The 19,124-nt window shown below is 62.2% G+C and carries 15 protein-coding genes; 9 read left to right on the forward strand and 6 right to left on the reverse strand.

The features are described from left to right. Positions 1–101 precede the first annotated feature (101 nt). Complete coding sequence (locus CKW29_RS12390; RefSeq protein ID WP_095145639.1) at positions 102–413, forward strand: Mpo1-like protein; 312 nt, start codon at positions 102–104, stop codon at positions 411–413. A gap of 44 nt (positions 414–457) precedes the next feature. Further along, entirely contained in the window at positions 458–1,048 is a 591-nt protein-coding gene (locus CKW29_RS12395; protein ID WP_095145638.1) for an HD domain-containing protein, read from the forward strand. A 29-nt stretch (positions 1,049–1,077) separates the two neighbouring features. Here the strand turns inward: CKW29_RS12395 and CKW29_RS12400 are convergent, their stop codons facing one another. Beyond that, on the reverse strand, positions 1,078–1,893 hold the full coding sequence (locus CKW29_RS12400; protein ID WP_095145637.1) for a UDP-2,3-diacylglucosamine diphosphatase: 816 nt from the start codon (positions 1,891–1,893) through the stop codon (positions 1,078–1,080). Positions 1,894–2,293: 400 nt separating this feature from the next. Between CKW29_RS12400 and CKW29_RS12405 the strand changes: the two genes are divergently transcribed. Beyond that, entirely contained in the window at positions 2,294–3,052 is a 759-nt protein-coding gene (locus CKW29_RS12405) for an AraC family transcriptional regulator (protein WP_095145636.1), read from the forward strand. Positions 3,053–3,146: 94 nt separating this feature from the next. Continuing rightward, on the forward strand, positions 3,147–4,040 hold the full coding sequence (locus CKW29_RS12410) for a DMT family transporter (RefSeq protein WP_095145635.1): 894 nt from the start codon (positions 3,147–3,149) through the stop codon (positions 4,038–4,040). Here CKW29_RS12410 and CKW29_RS12415 read toward each other — a convergent pair. Continuing rightward, positions 4,034–4,321 carry a SelT/SelW/SelH family protein gene (locus CKW29_RS12415; RefSeq protein ID WP_095145634.1) on the reverse strand — a complete coding sequence of 96 codons (288 nt, stop codon included), beginning with the start codon at positions 4,319–4,321 and terminating at the stop codon, positions 4,034–4,036. The genes CKW29_RS12410 and CKW29_RS12415 overlap by 7 nt on opposite strands. A gap of 69 nt (positions 4,322–4,390) precedes the next feature. Between CKW29_RS12415 and CKW29_RS12420 the strand changes: the two genes are divergently transcribed. Further along, positions 4,391–6,580 carry a patatin-like phospholipase family protein gene (locus tag CKW29_RS12420; protein WP_095148589.1) on the forward strand — a complete coding sequence of 730 codons (2,190 nt, stop codon included), beginning with the start codon at positions 4,391–4,393 and terminating at the stop codon, positions 6,578–6,580. A 45-nt stretch (positions 6,581–6,625) separates the two neighbouring features. Here the strand turns inward: CKW29_RS12420 and CKW29_RS12425 are convergent, their stop codons facing one another. The 3 genes from CKW29_RS12425 to recQ all read right to left on the reverse strand — a co-directional run bounded on the left by CKW29_RS12425 (position 6,626) and on the right by recQ (position 10,498). Further along, a complete protein-coding gene (locus CKW29_RS12425; protein WP_095148590.1) occupies positions 6,626–7,693 on the reverse strand; it encodes a FimV family protein in 1,068 nt (355 codons plus the stop codon). Between the two features lie 127 nt (positions 7,694–7,820). Next, complete coding sequence (locus tag CKW29_RS12430; RefSeq protein WP_095148591.1) at positions 7,821–8,255, reverse strand: MarR family transcriptional regulator; 435 nt, start codon at positions 8,253–8,255, stop codon at positions 7,821–7,823. A 116-nt stretch (positions 8,256–8,371) separates the two neighbouring features. Beyond that, a complete protein-coding gene (recQ, locus tag CKW29_RS12435; RefSeq protein ID WP_095148592.1) occupies positions 8,372–10,498 on the reverse strand; it encodes a DNA helicase RecQ in 2,127 nt (708 codons plus the stop codon). Positions 10,499–10,778: 280 nt separating this feature from the next. Here recQ and CKW29_RS12440 point away from each other — a divergent pair, with 280 nt between their 5' ends. The 4 genes from CKW29_RS12440 (at position 10,779) to lapD (ending at position 14,565) form a co-directional block, all read left to right on the forward strand. Beyond that, positions 10,779–11,366, forward strand: coding sequence for a YecA family protein (locus CKW29_RS12440; RefSeq protein ID WP_095080204.1), 588 nt, complete (start codon positions 10,779–10,781; stop codon positions 11,364–11,366). Positions 11,367–11,406: 40 nt separating this feature from the next. Then, entirely contained in the window at positions 11,407–11,772 is a 366-nt protein-coding gene (locus CKW29_RS12445) for a YbaN family protein (RefSeq protein WP_177452433.1), read from the forward strand. A gap of 118 nt (positions 11,773–11,890) precedes the next feature. Continuing rightward, positions 11,891–12,598 (forward strand): cysteine protease LapG, encoded by a 708-nt coding sequence (gene lapG, locus CKW29_RS12450; protein ID WP_095145628.1) that lies wholly within the window; start codon positions 11,891–11,893, stop codon positions 12,596–12,598. A 26-nt stretch (positions 12,599–12,624) separates the two neighbouring features. After that, positions 12,625–14,565 carry a cyclic di-GMP receptor LapD gene (gene lapD / locus CKW29_RS12455; protein ID WP_095145627.1) on the forward strand — a complete coding sequence of 647 codons (1,941 nt, stop codon included), beginning with the start codon at positions 12,625–12,627 and terminating at the stop codon, positions 14,563–14,565. Between the two features lie 160 nt (positions 14,566–14,725). Here lapD and CKW29_RS26040 read toward each other — a convergent pair. Next, the coding region (locus CKW29_RS26040; RefSeq protein WP_256584905.1) for an Ig-like domain-containing protein at positions 14,726–19,124 on the reverse strand (4,399 nt) is incomplete at its 5' end.

Genomic DNA, 19,124 nt, shown 5'->3' on the forward strand with positions numbered 1-19,124 from the left:
GCGCCTATTGTCACTGGCTGTGGCCAATGATGACTCTAGACTCAAATAAGATCCCCGCAGAACATCCGATCAACAGCACCCAAGCCACAGAGAATGCAGTCGTGGAAAACATAAGACATTTCAACAGCTTCGCCGAGTTCTACCCGTATTACCTCGGCGAGCACAGCAACAGCACCTGCCGTCGGTTGCATTTTGTCGGCACCAGCCTGGTGATGCTGATCTTCGCCATCGCCATCGTCAAAGGCGCCTGGTGGTGGTTGCTGGCCTTGCCGCTGGCCGGCTACAGCTTCGCCTGGGTTGGCCACTTTTTCTTTGAGAAGAACCGTCCGGCGACCTTCCGACACCCGCTTTACAGCCTGCTCGGCGATTTCGTCATGTACCGCGACATGCTGGCGGGCAAGGTGCCGTTCTAGTGGCCTTGAGCCCGGGCTCAATCAACACAATAAGAGGATAGCCGATGAACGCACAGGCCCGTTTCACCCACATGAAGGATGGCACGCAGGAAGACTGGGCCATCATTGCAGCGGACTTCAGCGCCTACGCCAGGCAATTGCCGAAACGGATCGTGGCGCACCTGAAGTTGCTGGAGGGTGACTTTGGCGGCTTCCCGGTTGATCGCCTCACCCACTCATTGCAAACCGCTACCCGCGCCTGGCGCGATGGCCGCGATGAGGAGTACGTCGTGTGCGCGCTCTTGCATGATATTGGTGACACCCTCGGCAGTTACAACCACCCGGACATTGCCGCGGCGATTCTCAGACCTTTCGTCAGCGCCGAAAACCTGTGGATGGTGGAAAAGCACGGGATTTTCCAGGGCTACTACTTCTTCCATTACCTGGGCATGGATCGGCACCTACGTGAGCAGTTCAGCGAGCACCCGCAGTACCGGCAGACCATCGAGTTTTGCGCCAGGTACGATGCGGCGGCCTTTGACCCTGCGTACGAGACGCTCCCCCTGAGTTTCTTCGAGCCGATGATGGAGCGCCTGTTTACCCGGCCGAAAAACTCGATCTATACCGCGGTGCTGGAAGAACACGCCCCGGCCTGAAGACCGGCCGGTTGCCGGCGGTGAGACGTTTACGCCGGCTCTGCCACCTTCACCGCGCTCAGTTGTGCCTCACGCGCCTGGGCGTCCGCCAGCCGGTACAGCTCGATCGTGCCATCCCAATGCTCGATCAGCGCGGTGCAGGACTCCACCCAATCCCCGCAGTTGAGGTAGTCCACGCCACCGACCTTGCGGATTTCCGCGTGGTGAATGTGCCCGCAAACGACTCCGTGCAACCCGCGCTTGACGCACTCGTGGGCAATGGCCTCTTCGAAATCGCTGATAAAGCTGACGGCGGTTTTGACCTTGTGCTTGAGGTAAGCCGACAACGACCAGTAACCGTAGCCGTATCGAGCACGCCAGTGATTGAGCCAGCGATTGAGGGTCAACGTGAACTCGTAGGCCCAGTCCCCCAGAAACGCCAGCCAGCGGTGATAACGGGTGATCACATCGAACTGGTCGCCGTGAATCACCAACAGATGCCGGCCATCTGCGGTGACATGCACGGCCTCGTCCACCAACTGGATATTGCCCAGCATCAGCTTCGAGTAACGCCGCAGGAACTCGTCATGGTTACCGGTGACGTAAATCACCTCGGTGCCGCGCTTGCTCATGGTCAGCAGGCGACGGATCACGTTGGTGTGCGCCTGGGGCCAATACATACCGCTGCGCAGCTTCCAGCCATCGATAATGTCACCGACCAGGTACACCTTGTCGGCGTGGTAGCCCTTGAGGAACTGCGATAAATGCCCGGCCTGGCAATCCCGGGTGCCCAGGTGCACATCAGAGATCCACAAGGTGCGCACGCGTTGTTTACGGCTGGGTTTGGCGAGTTCGGCACGGGTCATGGGCAACCTCTGCGAGATTTTTTGCAAGCTTGCCCCGCAGCGATTAATAGACCATGACAAAAATGCGGCAGTCCGATGACAGCCCGTACCAGGGGGCGAGCGGTGTAAACTGCCGGTCTGCCTAGGGTCTGTTGACGTTTGGTGGCGAACCGCGTTGCTGGGCCAACGTGGGCGAGGCAAGGCGCGGGATGCCGCCAATGGTTGTTCCCTTGGCAAATCCCGCAACGCAGCCTCGCCCACGTTGGCACGCAACCCGAAGGGACGGGGCCCGCTTGGTGCAGGGCTGCGTTGCTCGGAACTTATTTGGAACAACCAAACCGCGTTCCTCGCGCCTTGCCCTGCACCAAGCGGGCATCCGTCGCGGCCGCCACCAAACGTCAACAGACCCTAGGAGACCGCGATGAGACCGATCCTCACGCTACGCCACTACAGCCACGACTTGATCGTCCACAGCCACGACCACGCACAACTGGTGTTCGGCCTGTCGGGCGCGCTCGACTTCGAGGTCGGCGGCCGCGGTAGCCAAGTGGTACAACAAAGCTTCGTGGTGGTGCCGTCCGGTGCCCACCACGCCTGTGGCAGCGCCAATGGCAGCCGTTGCCTGGTGCTCGACGTGCCGAGCGATCAATGGGTATCCCACTCGCTGGGCGAGCACGCCGATGCCAGCCGACGCCTGCTCGACACCCCCGGGCGCCTGCCGCTGGACGCTGGGCAAAGCCAGTTGGTGAGCTGGCTGGCGAGCAGCCCGGTGGACGACCCGCTGATTGCCCAGCAGGGCGCCGTGTTGTTGCTTGCCAGCCTCAACAACGCCGCACCAAGCCAGATGGCCGGCAGACGCCTACCCTACGCCGCACTCAATGCGCACATCGACCAATACGCCGCCTACCCTCTGCAAGTCGCCGACCTGGCGCGCGTTGCCGGACTTTCCAGTGCGCGGGTGCACGCACGCTTTGTCGCCGAATGCGGGCAGACGCCCATGGATTACATCCGCAGCCGTCGCCTGCACATCGCCGTGAAGCTGTTGCGCGAAACCGCGCTGCCCATCGGTGAAGTCGCCTTGCGGGTTGGCTATAGCTCGCAAAGCGCTTTCGCCGCCGCCGTCACTCGCGAGTTCGGTGCTTCCCCCGGCAAACTGCGCCGAGCCGAGACAGAACGCTAGACTGGCGCTAAAAATCGCGAGTCTGGCGACAGACACCCCTGTGGTCCGCCCCTTAAAGTGGCCCCATGCCTGTGTCTTCGTATTAAGGATTGCAATGACTCCGCGTACCGCCCTTGGCGCCCTGCATATCGGTGCACTGATGTTTGGCCTGACCGGTGTGTTCGGCAAACTCGCCGCCGCTTCCCCCGCCATCATCGTCTTCGGTCGGGCGGCCTTCGCCGTGATTGCCCTGGCCTGCTTTGCCCGTTTCGCCAGCAACACCGGCTGGCAGAAAATGCGCGCCGTGGACACCCGCCGCCTGCTGCTCAGCGGCCTGCTGCTGGCCGGGCATTGGGTGAGCTTCTTCATTGCGGTGAAGGTTGCCGGCGTGGCGATTGCGACCCTGGGGTTTGCCAGCTTCCCGGCGTTCACCGTGATCCTGGAGGGTTTGATCTTCCGCGAGCGGATCCGCGCCAACGAAATACTGCTGGTGGTCCTAGTGAGCATTGGCCTGGTGCTGGTCACCCCGGCCTTCGACCTGGCCAGCGAAGCCACCATCGGCCTGCTCTGGGCCGTGGGCTCAGGCCTGTTATTCGCCCTGCTGTCGCTGACCAACCGCGCCAGTTCGGGGCGCATCCCGGCAGTACAGGCGGCGCTGTGCCAGAACGTGGTCGTCGCACTGTGCCTGCTGCCGGTAGCGGCACCTGGCTTGAGTGAGGTACGTGCCCTCGACTGGCTGTGGATAGGCCTGTTGGGGGTGTTCTGTACCGGCCTCGCCCACAGCCTGTTCGTGGCCAGCCTGGCAGTGATCAAGGCGCGTACGGCGGCGATGGTGTTCGCCCTGGAGCCGGTTTACGGGATCACGGTGGCGTGGCTGCTGTTCGGCGAAGACCCGACGCTGCGGATGCTGATCGGTGGTGCGTTGATCATCGTCGCCATCGTGGTATCCAGCAGCCTGTCGGGGAGTTCAGGCAACAAGGCCGTGTCCGCAGAAGCGGTCCCTCACTGAGTCCTGTCGCTGTGACCCAGATCGCGCTCTGGATCGATCTGGTCTCGTACCCGCTGCTTGAGGACCTTGGCCTCAGGGAAACCACCGTCGGCCTTGCGCTCCCAGATCTGCACGCCGTCGCAGCTGATCTGGAACACGCCGCCGGTTCCCGGCACCAGGGACACTTTGCCCAGGTCGTCAGCGAAAGTGCTGAGCAGCTCCTGGGCCAGCCAGGCGGCACGCAACAGCCATTGGCATTGCGTGCAATAGGTGATGACTACTTCCGGTTTGCTGACGGTCATGACGCGCGAAACTCCTGAGGTCGGTGGCGTCCTATAATAACCGCCTTTACCGTTCGCCCGAGATTGCCGATGCGCCGCCTGTTGTCCTGCCTGTTGCTGTGCCTGATGCCCTTGTTCGTGCTTGCCGAGCAAGCGCCACGGCCGAAAATCGGCCTGGTACTGTCGGGCGGCGCCGCGCGCGGCCTGGCCCATATTGGCGTGCTCAAGGCGCTGGAGGAACAAGGCATCAAGATTGATGCGATCGCCGGCACCAGCATGGGAGCGGTCATTGGCGGCCTGTATGCCTCGGGTTACAAGATCGACGAACTGGAAAAGCTGGCCCTGGGCATCGACTGGCAGCAGGCACTGTCCGACGCGCCGCCCCGCGCCGACATACCGTTTCGCCGTAAACAGGATGACCGCGACTTTCTGGTCAAGCAGCAGCTGAGCTTTCGCGATGACGGCAGCCTCGGCCTGCCGCTGGGGGTGATCCAGGGGCAGAACCTGACGTTGCTACTCGAGAGTCTGCTGGCTCACACCAGCGATACCCGGGATTTCGACAAGCTGCCGATACCCTTCCGCGCAGTGGCGACCGATATCGCCAGCGGGGAGAAGGTGGTCTTTCGCAAGGGCCACCTGCCCCAGGTGATTCGCGCCAGCATGTCGATACCGGCCGTGTTCGCCCCGGTCGAACTCGACGGTCGCCTGCTGGTGGACGGCGGCATGACCGACAATATTCCGGTGGACGTAGCCCGCGAGATGGGCGTCGACCTCGCCATCGTGGTCGACATCGGCACCCCGCTGCGCACCCGCAAGCAGATGACGTCGGTGGTCGACGTGCTGAACCAGTCGATCACCCTCATGACCCGCCGCAACTCCGAAGAACAGCTGGCCACCCTGCACAAGGACGACATACTGGTCCAGCCACCACTGGCCAGTTTTGGCGTCACCGATTTCGGCAAGGCCCGGGAGATGATCGATGCCGGCTATCGTGCCACGCGCCTCCTCGACGCACGCCTCGCTGCCCTGGGCCCCGCCACACCGGAGGATGCCGAACTGACCGCGGCCCGGGCACCCGGCCAGCGCACGCCCGTCATCAACGCCATCCGGGTTGAAAACGATTCGAAAGTCGGCGACGACGTGATCCGCTACTACATTCGGCAGAAAGTCGGCGAACCGCTGGACATCGGCCGATTGCAAACCGACATGGGCACGCTGTACGGCCTGGACTACTTCGACCTGGTGCAGTACCGCGTGGTCCACAAGGGGCAGGATCACACGCTGGTGATTCGCGCTCGCGGCAAACGCACGGGCACCGACTACCTGCGACTGGGGCTGAACCTGTCCGACGACATGAAGGGCGACAGCGCCTTCAACATTGGTGCCAGCTACCGCGTGAACGGCATCAACAGCCTCGGCGCGGAATGGCTGACCCGTGCTCAGATCGGTGACCAGCAAGAGCTGTACACCGAGTTCTACCAGCCACTGGACGTGGGGTCGCGCTACTTCATTGCTCCCTATGCCGCTATCGAATCGCAGAACGTGGAAGCCATCCTGGAAAACGATCCGATTGCCGAGTATCGCCTTGAGCGCTATGGCTTTGGCCTGAACCTGGGGCGGCAGATCGGTAACAGTGGTGAAATTCGCCTGGGCGTCGGCGAAGCCTGGGGCAATGCGGATGTGCGCATTGGCGATCAGAGCCTGCCCAGCGAGAGCTTCAACGAAGGGTTCTATGAGCTCAAGTATTCGTTCGACTCACTGGACAACGTCTACTTCCCCCATGCCGGCGAAGACATTGGCCTGTCCTTCCGCGAGTTCGAACCCGGGCTGGGCTCCGACAGCCGTTACCGTCAGTGGGATTTCAAACTGGACAAGGCCCTGAGCTTCGGCCCGGACACCTACGTCTTTGGCGGTCGCTACGGACGCACCCTGGATACCGCCGACGTGGTCACGTCCAGCTTCGTGCTGGGCGGTGCCCGGCAACTGTCGGGCTTTCGCCAGGATTCGATTTCCGGCCAGAACGTCAGCCTGACACGCGCCATCTACTACCGCCGCCTGACGCCGCGCGCCTACTTGCCACTGGACTTCCCACTGTACCTGGGGGCATCGCTGGAGCGCGGTCGGGCCTGGAACAACGACAACGAATTCGACAGTGGGTACATCAACGCGGCCAGCGTGTTCTTCGGTTTCGATACGCCCTTGGGGCCGCTGAATTTCAGTTATGGCTTCAACGATGAAGACGAACAGGCGATCTACATGAACCTTGGGCAAACGTTCTGACCCGTGGCCAGGCACAGCGCTTGGCGACCATCGCCGACCCGTGGCCTAGCGATCGGCATTGATGGCGGTGGGCCTTGTCCGATCCGGCGCACTGCCGAACGGACTGACCAGCTCCCACTGCAGGTCCATCGACAGGTCGTCGTTTTTCAACGGCAACCGATCTGCGGTATCCGGGACAACGGGCGCTACCGAGCGCTCAACCAGCGGCCTGGGCTGGATCACCGGCAGCGGTTGATGAGGGACATCAGGTTCCGGCAGGTCCACCACCTGCCGTCGCTGATGGCGTAAAAACAACCCCAGAAACAACAGCCCGCCAAACCCCGACAAGGCGATGAGCCGCCACGGCATCGAGTCGCTTCCGTTCTCGCTCAACGGGGCAACAGCGACGGGCAAGGGTGCGACCGCCTCGGACCGAGGTTGCCGGGCTGCGGCCAATTGCGCCTGCAGCTCGCTGAATTGCTGGTGCTGATGGGCGATTTGATCATCCCGGGCTTGCAAGCGGGCGCGTAACTCATCGATGGAGTGTTGCAACTGCTGGTTCTGCAGAACGCTGGCGGCCAGTTGTTCCTGTGTCGGATCAACCACCCCAGGCCTGTCACTGGAGGGCATGACCGGGGGCTGGGCCGGTACGACATCTTCGGCGGGCGAGCGCGCTACCGGGACAGGTTCGACACCAGCCAACGGCACGATCCCCGGGGAGCCCGGAGGATCGATCAGCACGGTGTACTCGCGCACTACTCGGCCTTGGGGCTGGTCGAGTTGCAGCAGAAAATTCAGGAAGGGTTCATTGACGGGTTTGTTGGAGGTCACCCGAATCACGCTGCGTGCGCCGCGCAACACCGGTGTGAAGCGAAGCTCGTCAAGCAGACCCGCCCGCTCGATACCCGCCTGGTTGAACTCATCGGCAGTGGCCAGGCCGACCGACAGCTCGCCTTCAGCCAGTGCCTGCGCATCGAGCAGTGCAATCTCTGCCACGAGGGGCTGGTTCAACGCCGAGTGCAGGGAGATTTCGCCCAATCCCAACGCCGGTGTCGCCGTCGAGTAACACAGCACGCCACTGGCCAGAACCCCATGCAGGTAATGCCGCCACGCGGCCGGAAAACGCTTGAACATGAACATCCCCTGGAAAACCGGAACCACCCGTGCGTATTCGCACAGGCTGTACGAACACGTTATTGCCAGGTAGTTCTTATAGTTGGCCCAAGGGGGTGTCTCAAACGTCTGCCCGGGGGGATATGCCTCAGGATTTTTCGAGGTTGGCCAGGATGTGCCCGTGAACCCGCATGCACACCTTCAAATCTGCCTCGTCGACGCCGGCGAACAGTTCGTGGCGCAAGGCGGTGGCAATGGTTTCAATTTGTTCAATCAACGGACGGGCCGATGGACAGAGGACGATTTTTTTCGCCCGACGGTCTTCTGCCACCGCCTGGCGCTGCACCAGCCCCTGGGTTTCCAGACTGTCGAGCAAACGCGCCAGGGTCGGGCCTTCAACTCCCACGCTTTGCGCCAATTCCCGTTGGGTGGGGGCCTGCTCGAAACGTGCCAGGTGCAACAGCACCAGCCAACGTGCCTGGGACAGACCCAGGCCGGCGAGACGACGATCCAGTTCGGCGCGCCAGCCGCGAGACATCTGCGCCAACTGCATGCCAAAACGGTGTTGATCGGTTAACGGCATAAAAAACTCATGATTAGACTGAAATAGAAAACTAATTATTAGTCAGCTAAGCATGACCCTCGACACGAAGCAAGGGCGCCTATGTACTGAATCGTTACATCATGAGAAGTGTTTGTTCACATTTCGAACTCTGACTGCAAGGCCGCCCTCACGCAGTACAACACGCCCTCAGGAACCCGCCCGGCGAACACGCCGGCGATCTCGGCCACTGGCGGCAACTCGCCCTCGCCGTCCAGGAACGCATCCTGGACTTCACCCAGCAGGTCCTCCGGCAGATCCAGCGCCTGTTCCAGCGACAGTTGCTGTTTGCCAATGGCCTCGGCGAGCATCGTGTAGACGTTCTTTTCCGAACACTGCAACTGACCGGCAATCTGCACGGGCGTCATGCCGGCACGGGCCAGGGTAATCAGTTCGTGGCGCAGGTCGGCCACCACTTTCGGCGCCTCGGCCTGGCCGCCCAGGACCTCGAGGAACGCATCGCCATAGCGCTCCAGCTTGCGCGCGCCGACACCGCTGACCCTGGCCATTTCCGCCAGGGTGCCGGGTTGACTGCGGAGCATTTCCAGCAAGGTGGAATCGGGGAAGATGACGTAAGGCGGCACACCGTGTTCTTCGGCGAGCTTGCGACGCAGGGCGCGCAAGGCCTCCCACTGCTCGCGCTCTTCCAGGCGCACCAGTTGGCTGGCCTGGCTGGTACTGCTCTTGGCGGTGGTTTGCGGCTTGAGGTCGCGGCGCAGCTCAAGGGTCACTTCGCCCTTGAGCAGCGGCCGGCAACTGTCGCTCAATCGCAGGCCGCCGTAGCCTTCCAGGTCGATGTCGGCCAAGCCACGCGCCACCAGTTGCCGGAACAGCGAGCGCCACTCACTTTCTGTCCGCGCCTTGCCGACGCCGAACACCGACAAGTGCTGATGACCGGCGCTACGCACCTTTTCGTTGTCCTTGCCCAGCAGCACTTCCACCAGATGCCCGACGCCATAGCGCTGACCGGTACGGTAGATCGTCGACAAGGCCTGACGGGCCGGTTCGGTCGCATCCCAGGTCTGCACGCCATCGACACAGTTGTCGCAGTGGCCGCAGGGCTGGGGCATGTCTTCATCGAAATAGGCCAGCAAGGTCTGGCGGCGGCAACGGGTTTCTTCACACAGCGAGAGCATGGCGTCGAGTTTGTGCTGCTCCAGGCGCTTGTGACGCTCGTCGCCTTCGGAGTTTTGCAGCATCTGCTTGAGCATCAGCACGTCCTGCAGGCCGTAGGCCATCCAGGCGTCCGCCGGCAGGCCATCACGCCCCGCCCGGCCGGTTTCCTGGTAGTACGCCTCGAGGGACTTGGGCAAGTCCAGGTGCGCGACAAACCGCACGTTGGGTTTATCGATGCCCATGCCGAACGCCACGGTGGCCACCATGATCAGGCCTTCCTCGTTGAGGAAGCGCTTCTGGTGATAGGCCCGCAAGTCATTGGCCAAGCCGGCGTGGTACGGCAATGCCGGGTAGCCCTGCTCGCAGAGGAACGCGGCCACTTCGTCGACTTTCTTGCGCGACAGGCAATAGACGATGCCCGCATCGCTGCGGCGCTCGGAAAGGAACGCCAGCAATTGCTTGCGCGGCTGCTCCTTGGGCACGATGCGATAGAAGATGTTCGGCCGGTCGAAACTCGACAGGAAGCGCTCGGCGTCCTGCAGGTGCAGGCGCGTGACGATCTCTTCGCGGGTCCGCTTGTCGGCGGTGGCGGTCAGGGCGATGCGCGGTACATGGGGAAACAGCTCGGCCAACTGGCCCAGTTGCAGGTATTCAGGGCGGAAGTCATGACCCCATTGCGAAACGCAGTGGGCTTCGTCGATGGCGAACAGCGCAATATCAAGGCTTTGCAGGAACGCCAGCATGCGCGGCTGGACCAGGCGCTCTGGCGCCAGGTAGAGCATTTTCACTTCGCCACGCTTGATCCGTGCGGCCAGGTCACGTTGCTGCTCGGGGTTCAGGGTCGAATTGAGGGCCGCCGCGGCAACACCCAGTTCGTCCAGGGTCGCGACCTGATCGTCCATCAGGGCAATCAACGGCGAAACCACGACCGCCAGGCCTTCGCGCAGCAGTGCCGGCACCTGGAAACACAAGGATTTGCCGCCACCGGTAGGCATCAGCACCAGGGCGTCGCCGCCGCTGGCCACGCGCTCAATAATGGCACCCTGGCGGCCACGGAAACTGTCGTAGCCGAAGATGTCCTTGAGGACGCGCTGAGCCTGTTCGAGCATGAAAAACTCCAAATGGTGCTGAATATCCCTGGACACAGGCTGGATCAAAAAACCGCATTGTTCACGGACAGATCCGTAAGCGGATTTGTCCCGGGTGACAGCGGCGCCTGCAGGGCTTTGCAAAACGCGCGAGTATACCCGACCGGCCCCGGGGGCTGTTGAGGTTTGCCCCTGGTGCGACGAATGCCCGTGCAATGCAGGCAAATCCGCCACGCGGCTGGCCTGAGCGCTCAAGAACGCCTAGAATTGGTCATCGTATATTCCCAAGGTAGCCCTCCCAATGTCCTTCGCTGAGCAACTAACCCGCCTGCAAGTCTTCCTCGACGCCGACGAGCTGCATGACGAGGCGCTGGACTACGTGGCCGCCCACGGCTATCTGACCGCCCTGTCGATCTGTTCCGAAAGCGTGCCGGAGCGTGAGTGGATCGACGCCCTGTTCGCTGAAGAACCGCACTACAGCAGCGAAGCCCAGCGCGTGGAAATCGAGTCGACCCTAGTGGCGCTCAAGGCTCACATCGCCCGTCAACTGGCCGCCGATGAAGAATTCGAGCTGCCGTGCGACCTGGATCTGGGCGACGAGCCGGATGACTCCGAACTGCGCGGCTGGTGCATCGGTTTCATGGAAGGCGTGTTCCTGCGCGAAGAAGCCTGGTTCGAAACCGCCGAAGATGAAGTCAGCGAAATGCTGCTGCCGATCATGGTCGGTTCCGGCCTGTTCGACGAGCAGCCAGAGTTCTCCGACATCGCGGCCGATGCCAACCTGATGGATGACATGATCGTGCAGATCCCGGAAGCGCTGACCGCGCTGTACCTGCTGTGCAACGCCCCGGACGAAAAACCGGCGATCCTCAAGCCTCGCCACCACTGAGTCCCCGCCTGTGGCTGATCCCATAGGCAACCGCTCCCTGATGCAGCGCTACGTGCTGCTGGCCATAGGCTGGCTAAGCGTAGCGCTGGGAGTGGTCGGCATCTTCCTGCCCGTACTGCCCACCACGCCATTCCTGTTGCTGGCAGCCGCCTGCTTCGCCCGCAGTTCACCGCGTTTCTACCAATGGCTGGTCGAACACCCTCGCCTGGGCCCCTGGATTCGCGACTACCTGGACGGCAATGGCATCCCGCTCAAGGGCAAGGTCTACGCCATTGGCCTGATGTGGCTGAGCATCGGCCTGTCGTGCTTGCTCGTACCGCTGCCGTGGGCACGCGCGTTCATGCTGACCAGCGCCGTGCTGGTGACGGTGTACATCCTGCGCCAGAAGACCCTGAGCAAACCTTGAGTGCGAGCTCCTGCTGACAACAGCAGCCCGCCGCCCACTCGCCTCTCAACCGACGATCCGCCCTGCCTTTCACCAAACAGCGCCTAAACTCCAGGCATCTGCATGCGAGCAGCCTGACATGCTCCTTAGTCCGCGTAGTCCAGGAAGGTCAACGCTCCGACTTCGGTTCGGTGGATGCTTGTTGTTGACAGTTTTCTTGCTGGCGGGGCTGGGCAGCGTCCGGGCGAACTGGAACTTCGGGCAAATCCTGCAAACGGCCGAAAAACGCTACGGCACGCTGGGCCCCGCAAAAGGACGGATCGAGGCATGGAACCAGATGCTGCAAAGTGAATCAGCGGATCCCGAGCGCGAGCAACTGAGCGCGGTCAATCGCTTCTTCAACCAGCAATTGAGTTTTCAGGACGACACCCGTGTGTGGCGTCAGACCGATTACTGGGCAACCCCTGTCGAATCGCTGGTCAAGGGCGCCGGTGACTGTGAAGACTACGCCCTGGCCAAGTATTTCAGCCTGCGCCAACTCGGTGTTCCCAGCGAAAAACTGCGCATTACCTACGTCAAGGCATTGACCCAGAATCAGGCACACATGGTGCTGACCTACTACGCCAGCCCCACGGCCGATCCACTGGTGCTGGACAACCTGATCGGTGAAATCCGTCCCGCCTCCCAACGCAAAGACCTGCTGCCGGTGTACGCCTTCAACGCCGAAGGCTTGTACATGCCGGGTGCCAACGGTGGCAAACGCAGCGGCGACTCGAAAAGACTGTCGCGCTGGCAGGATGTGCTGCAAAAGATGCAGGTCGAAGGATTCGCCGTGGGTGATGGCTGACACCGCAGATCAACAAGGAGCGCCGCATGTCGCTACTCAAACAGTTGTTCCTGGCCATCTGCCTGTTTCTGCTGGTGGCTTTCAGTGGCAGTTTTTTTGTCGGCCTGGAAAGCTCGCGCGAGCAGATGCTCGGCCAGTTGCGCTCCCACGCCCAGGATGCCGCCACCGCGTTGGGGTTGTCGCTGACCACACAGATCGACGACCCGGCGATGATTGAACTGATGGTCAGTTCGATCTTCGACAGCGGCTATTTTTCCAGCATCCGCGTGGTCAACATCGAAGACGAGAAGATCATGGTGGAGCGCACTGCCACTGCCGCGTCCGAAGGCATACCGGGCTGGTTCGTCAAACTGGTCGACCTGCGCCCCCAGGGCGGCGATGCGCTGATCATGCGCGGCTGGGAGCAGGCCGCACGGGTCGAAGTGCTGAGCAATCCGCAGTTTGCCCTGGCCAAACTGTGGGACAGCACCCTGGGCAGCCTGATCTGGTTACTGCTGTGCGGCTTGCTCAGTGCCGTGTTTGGTGGCTGGCTGCTGCGCCGACAATTGCGTCCGCTGGACACCATGGTCAAGCAGGCCGAAGCCATCAGCCACCGGGAGTTTCTCAGCGCCCCCAAACTGCCGAACACCCCGGAACTCAAGCGGGTGATGCTGGCGATGAACCAGATGGTCGAAAAGCTCAAGGGGCTGTTCGCCGAAGAGGCCGCCCGCAGCGAAAAACTGCGCGCCGAATCCTATCAGGACAGCCTGACGGGGCTGGCCAACCGGCGCCTGCTCGACGAGCAACTGGCCGATCAACTGTTGGTTTCCGAACAAAGCCGTACCGGGCATTTACTGATGCTGCGGGTCAACGACCTGACCGGCCTGAACCAGCGACTGGGTGGCCAGCGCACCGATGCGCTGATCGGCGCCATTGGCCAGTTGCTCAAGCGCCTGGCTCAACAACCTGAACGTCACACCTGGCTGGCCGCGCGCAATCGTGGTGGAGAGTTCAGCCTGCTGACACCGGGCCTGGACACCCAGGACGCGGCGCGCCTGGCCAGCGAGATCAGCGCCACCCTGGAGAACCTGCGCCTGACAGGAGCCAGCGACTGCACACCCGTCGCCCACCTGGGGATCGTCGCCTACGCGCCGGGCGAGACATCAGGCGATGTATGGCTGCGTCTCGATCAAGCCTTGACCCAGGCACAGCGACAACCGGAGCGGCCATGGGTATACCTGGCCCGGTCCGACACTGCACCGAACCAGACCCAGCATGACTGGCGCACCTGGATCGACGACGCCCTGACCCATGGCAAGATGCAGCTGTACTTCCAGCCGGTGGTGCAATGCGCCGACACCCGGCAACTGTTGCATCACAAGGTATTGGCACGCCTGCTCGACCCGCAGGGCGAAGCCATTGCCGCCGGGCACTTCCTGCCCTGGATCGAACGCCTCGGCTGGACCGCGCGGTTTGACCTGGCCATGCTCGAAAACACCCTGGAGTACCTCGCCGAACACCGCCAGCCGCTGGCCCTGAGCCTGTCCGGCAGTACCCTGAGCGATGCCAGCCAACTGCGTATCCTGCTCGACACGCTCGAGGCCCTGCCAGACCTTGCGCCACTGCTGACCCTGGAAATCGACGAACGCCAGTTACCACCGCCTGAAGAGCTGCGCCAGTTGAGCCAAAGCCTGCACAACACCGGCTACCACATCGGCCTGCAACACTTCGGCGGCAGCTTCAACCAGATCGGCAACCTCACCCAACTGGGCCTGGCCTACCTGAAAATCGACGGCAGCTACATCCGCGCCATCGATCGGCAAAACGACAAACGCCTGTTCATCGAAGCGATTTTCCGCGCCACCAACAGCATCGACTTGCCATTGATCGCGGAAATGGTCGAGACCCATGGCGAGCTGGAAGCACTCAGGGGATTAGGGGTGTTCGGGGCGATGGGCCGGTTGATCGGACCACCACAGCCGATGTGATATCCACCAGCACTGTGCTCGCGATGGTCGCTCGATAACGCGTGCGGCCTGGACGCCCCACGTCGCTCTCACGGTCATCGCGAGCACTCGAGCGTCGACCGGCTGCTCCTACAAGGGGCGGCGTTCGCTTGACTGAACAGCATTGTCCTGTCGTTTCAGGTCAGACGGTATCCACCTTCAGCGAATGGTCGCTGAGCATGCCATTGATAATGGTGGCGGTGTCGTGCCCACCGGCAACCACCCCGCCCGCCCCAGGCGTGACGCCGTAGTGATCGGCCAGGTTGACGCCTGCAAGATCGATGGTCTGGGTCGGCGCGGCACCGGCCTTGGCACTGACGTCGATGCTGGTGACCAGTGAGGCGCCGCTGCCGGTGACGGTGAAGTGCAGGTAGTCATCCAGCGAGGCCGTGGTAGCGTTTTCGCCCTGCAGCAACTGCGACAGGTCGAGCTTGTCGGTACCCGGCGTGAAGTCGGTGACCAGGTCATGCCCGCTGTTACCTTGCGACCACTGGAAGGTGTCGACGCCCTGGCCACCGCTCAGGGTGTTGTTGCCCAACCCGCCGATCAGCACGTCGTCACCATCGCCACCATTGAGCACGTCGTGCCCCAAGCCACCGGTGATGACGTTGGCGTTGCCATTGCCGGTCAGGGTGTCGTTGAAATTGGAGCCGGTCAGATTCTCGATAGCGCTCAGGGTATCGGAGCCCGCACCACCGGTGCCCTGTGCACCCAACAGCCCCAGATTGACGGTCACCGCCGATGTGGCATGGGCGTAGCTGGCGGTGTCGGTGCCTGTGCCACCGTCGAGCAGGTCGGTGCCGGTACCACTGAACAACAGGTCATTGCCCGCGCCGCCGTGCAACTCGTTGTTACCGTTGCCCGCCGTGAGCACGTCATTGCCGTCACCGGCATTGAGCATGTTGTTGCCCGCACCGGCCACCAGCACGTCGTCCCCCGAGGTCCCGGTGAGGGTATTGCCTTCCTGATAACTGATGGTGACGTTGGCCGTGTCACTGCCGCCATGGTTATCGTTGGTGGTGTAGGTGCCGTGGTAGTCCGCTGTCACGTCATGGGCGCCGGCATAGTTGACCGTCATGGTCAGTTGGTAGTCTTCCGAGTTGTTCGCACCGCCACCGCTAGGGTTGGTGACGTTGATCACGCGGATCTGGTAGGTACCATCCGCCGCTGCGGCGAGGGTATCGCCATCGGCAATCGCCACGAACGGGGCGCCGTTGAGCGAGTACGCCATGGTGATGCGCCCGGCCGCCAGGTCGTGGTTCAGGTTGAGGGTTTCACCCTGCTTCAGATTGACGGTGATCACGTCTTCATCGTTGGCATTGTTAGCGGAAACGCCCCCCAGATAACCGCTGATCACCAGCAGCGCGGTCATGGTGGCCGCGTCTCCGGCAAAGGAGGCGCGCACGTTCGCCAGGTTCTGGTTGGCGGCATTATTGTTGTTGGTGCCGGTGAAGTTGATGGCCCCGGTGCCGGTAAAGTCAGCGCCCTTAGCTATCCAGCCGGTGTTGAAGGTCGTTGGTGTAGCCGTCAGCAGATTGCCATTGGCATCGCTGTCGTTCGCCAGCAACAACTCGCCCGGTACCACGATGCTGCTCGACAACACGTTGGTAATGACGTGGTCATCCCCCGCCACTGGCGCCAAGTTCGGCATGACATTGATCGTCAGCGTGGCAGTGGCGAGGTCGCCATCGTTGTCACTGACCGTGAAGCCGATACTCTCGGTGACCTGCACCGACGTGGTCTTCTGCGAGGTGTAGGTGTAATCACCCGTGTCGAGGTTGATCACCAGGGTACCGCCCTTGGTCGTAGCGATGCTGATGCTGTTGTCGACCGTGTTGAAGGTCCCGCGGTTGGTACCGCTGAAGGTCAGCGAACCGGCGTTGGTATTGCCTTGGGGGTCGTAGGTGTAGGTGGTCCCATCGATCACGATGGATTTGATAAAGCCGCCATCGGCGCCGAAGGTACCGCCCTCGCCCAGCAATGTGCCGGTGACCGGCGCGCCGACCACCGTGCCCGAAAGCACCGAGTTGAGCTGCACCAGGTCGGTCACGACCACTGCACTGGTGTCGGTGTGGACAGCACCGTTGTACGACAATGGATTGAGGTTGGCGTTACTCACCCCAGCGCCCAGGCCGATGGCGTAGTTGTTGATGTCATTGGCGTCTAGGAACGCCTTGAGCGCCGTCTCGTCGGCCGTGCCGATTTCCTGTCCCAATGTCGGAGCACCGTCGGAGAAGAAATAGCCGACATTCTGCGCACCGGTGAGTTTTCCGGCTTTGTTGAACGCGGTTTGCATCATTGCCACCGCCGCATCGTAGTTGGTCCCCCCGCCGGCTGAGAGGCCGGCAACGATGAGTTTGGCCGTGGCGACATCGACCCAGACCGTCGAGGTGTTGTTAGTGGCGCTGCTGCTGAAAGTGACGATCTGCACTTTGACATCACCCAAGTCGTCGTACTTGTCGAGCAACGCACTGATGGCCGCTTTAGCCAGGTCCAACCGGGTTCCACCTCCCGGGACACCGGATGACTGATCCATGCTGCCGGACACGTCGATCACCAGCAGCAGATTGGAGTCGATCTCCACCGCTGGCACCGAGCGCTCGGCAGCCACGGCTTTGGGCACGTCATCGACGATGTTCACCAGGATGGTACTGGTGGTGGAATTGCCCAAGGCATCGGTCGCCTTGTAGGTGAAGCTTTCTGTCAGGGTGTTGGGCCCGTCATTGGCGTTGGGCAAGGTTTTCGGCGCCGAGGTCAGGGTGTAGGTGTAGGTGCCGTTCGGGTTGAGCACGATTTGCCCATAGTTGCCGGTGTCGCTACCCACCAGTGTGTAGGTGAGCGCGCCACTGCCACCGCTGACCGAGCCCACCAACGTGCCGGTGGAGGTCTCCCCCGTATTGCCCGGGTCACTGCCGGTGACGGTACCGGCGGCTAGGTCCTGGCCGTCCTGGGTCAGGTCCAGGGCTTTTTCGTAGACCGTGACATCCGTGTCAACGACCGCCGTCAGACCGTTGTCGGTGACATGGATGGTGATGGTGGTGGTGCTTTCATCGCCGTCGGCATCACGAACGGTGTAGACGAACGTGTCGGTGGCGCCCGGTGGGGTCACCGAGTCCGGATTACTGTGGTATACCGCGTTGCCCGCGGCGTCCAGGGTCAGGTAACCATAGGTGCCGCCGATGTTGGTGCCCAGGCCACCGCTGGCCGGAGTCGCGGTATTGCTGCCAGCCCTCACGCCCACCACGGTCGCACCGTCGGCGCCATTGATGTCGTTACCCAGTACCGCGAGATTGAGGGTTGTGCCTTCGATCACGGAGCCGCTGTCGGGTTTGGCCGCTGGCACGTCGTCGACGATGCTCACGTCCAGCGAGTCGGTCGCGATGGTGCCGTTGCTGTCGGTGACTGTCACGCTGAAGGATTCGCTGAGGCTGTTGCTGCCGCCGGCGGTCGGGTGGTTTTCGTTGTCGTTGAGGGTATAGCTGTAGCTCACCAGCCCGCTCGCCGAGTCGTAGCCGGTGATGGTCAGGGTGTTGCCCAGGCCGGTGGTGAAGGTTTGCGGGAAGCCGGCGTTCACGCCGTTAGTCACCACATTGATGCCGCCGACGCTCAGGGTCTGTACGCCGTCCAGTGCCGTGACGGTGAAGGTAGCGCTCTGGGTCAGGTTTGAACTGCCCGGTGCCGAGCCGTCGCCGAGGTTTTTTTCGTAGACCGTCAGTTCACCGCCCTCGACCTGGAGCCCGGTGATGGTCACCGGATCGTCGTTGTTGTGGACATTGAGCACCAGGGTCGCGGTGCTGGTATCGCCGTCAGCGTCGGTAAGGGTGTAGGTGAAGGTCTCAGTGCCGTTGGTTTTCAGCGCCAGGAACGCGGGGTTGCCAGTGTCGACGGTGTAGGTGTAGGTGCCGTTGGCCGCCAGGACCAATTGGCCGTAGGTGCCGTTGACGGTTTGCGCGGTGATCGGCCCGGTCGGTACCCGATCCGCGCCCTGGGTGTCGTTGCTCAGCACATTACCGCTAAGGATGGTCTGTATTTCGCTGGCGGCTCCGGCGTTACTGTCGTTCACCGCCGCCGGCACATCGTCGACGATGCTCACGTCCAGTGAGTCAGTCGCGGTGGTGCCGTTGCTGTCGGTGACCGTGACGCTGAAGGATTCGTTGAGGCTGTTGCTGCCGCTGGCGGTCGGGTGGTTTTCGTTGTCGTTGAGGGTATAGCTGTAGCTCACCAGCCCGCTCGCCGAGTCATAGCCGGTGATGGTCAGGGTGTTGCCCAGGCCGGTGGTGAAGGTTTGCGGGAAGCCGGCGTTCACGCCATTGGTGACCACATTGATGCCGCCGACGCTCAGGGTCTGTACGCCGTCCAGTGCCGTGACGGTGAAGGTAGCGCTCTGGGTCAGGTTTGAACTGCCCGGTGCCGAGCCGTCGCCGAGGTTTTTTTCGTAGACCGTCAGTTCACCGCCCTCGACCTGGAGCCCGGTGATGGTCACCGGATCGTCGTTGTTGTGGACATTGAGCACCAGGGTCGCGGTGCTGGTATCGCCGTCG

This window comes from Pseudomonas sp. Irchel s3a18, assembly GCF_900187535.1.
Taxonomy (GTDB): Bacteria; Pseudomonadota; Gammaproteobacteria; order Pseudomonadales; family Pseudomonadaceae; genus Aquipseudomonas.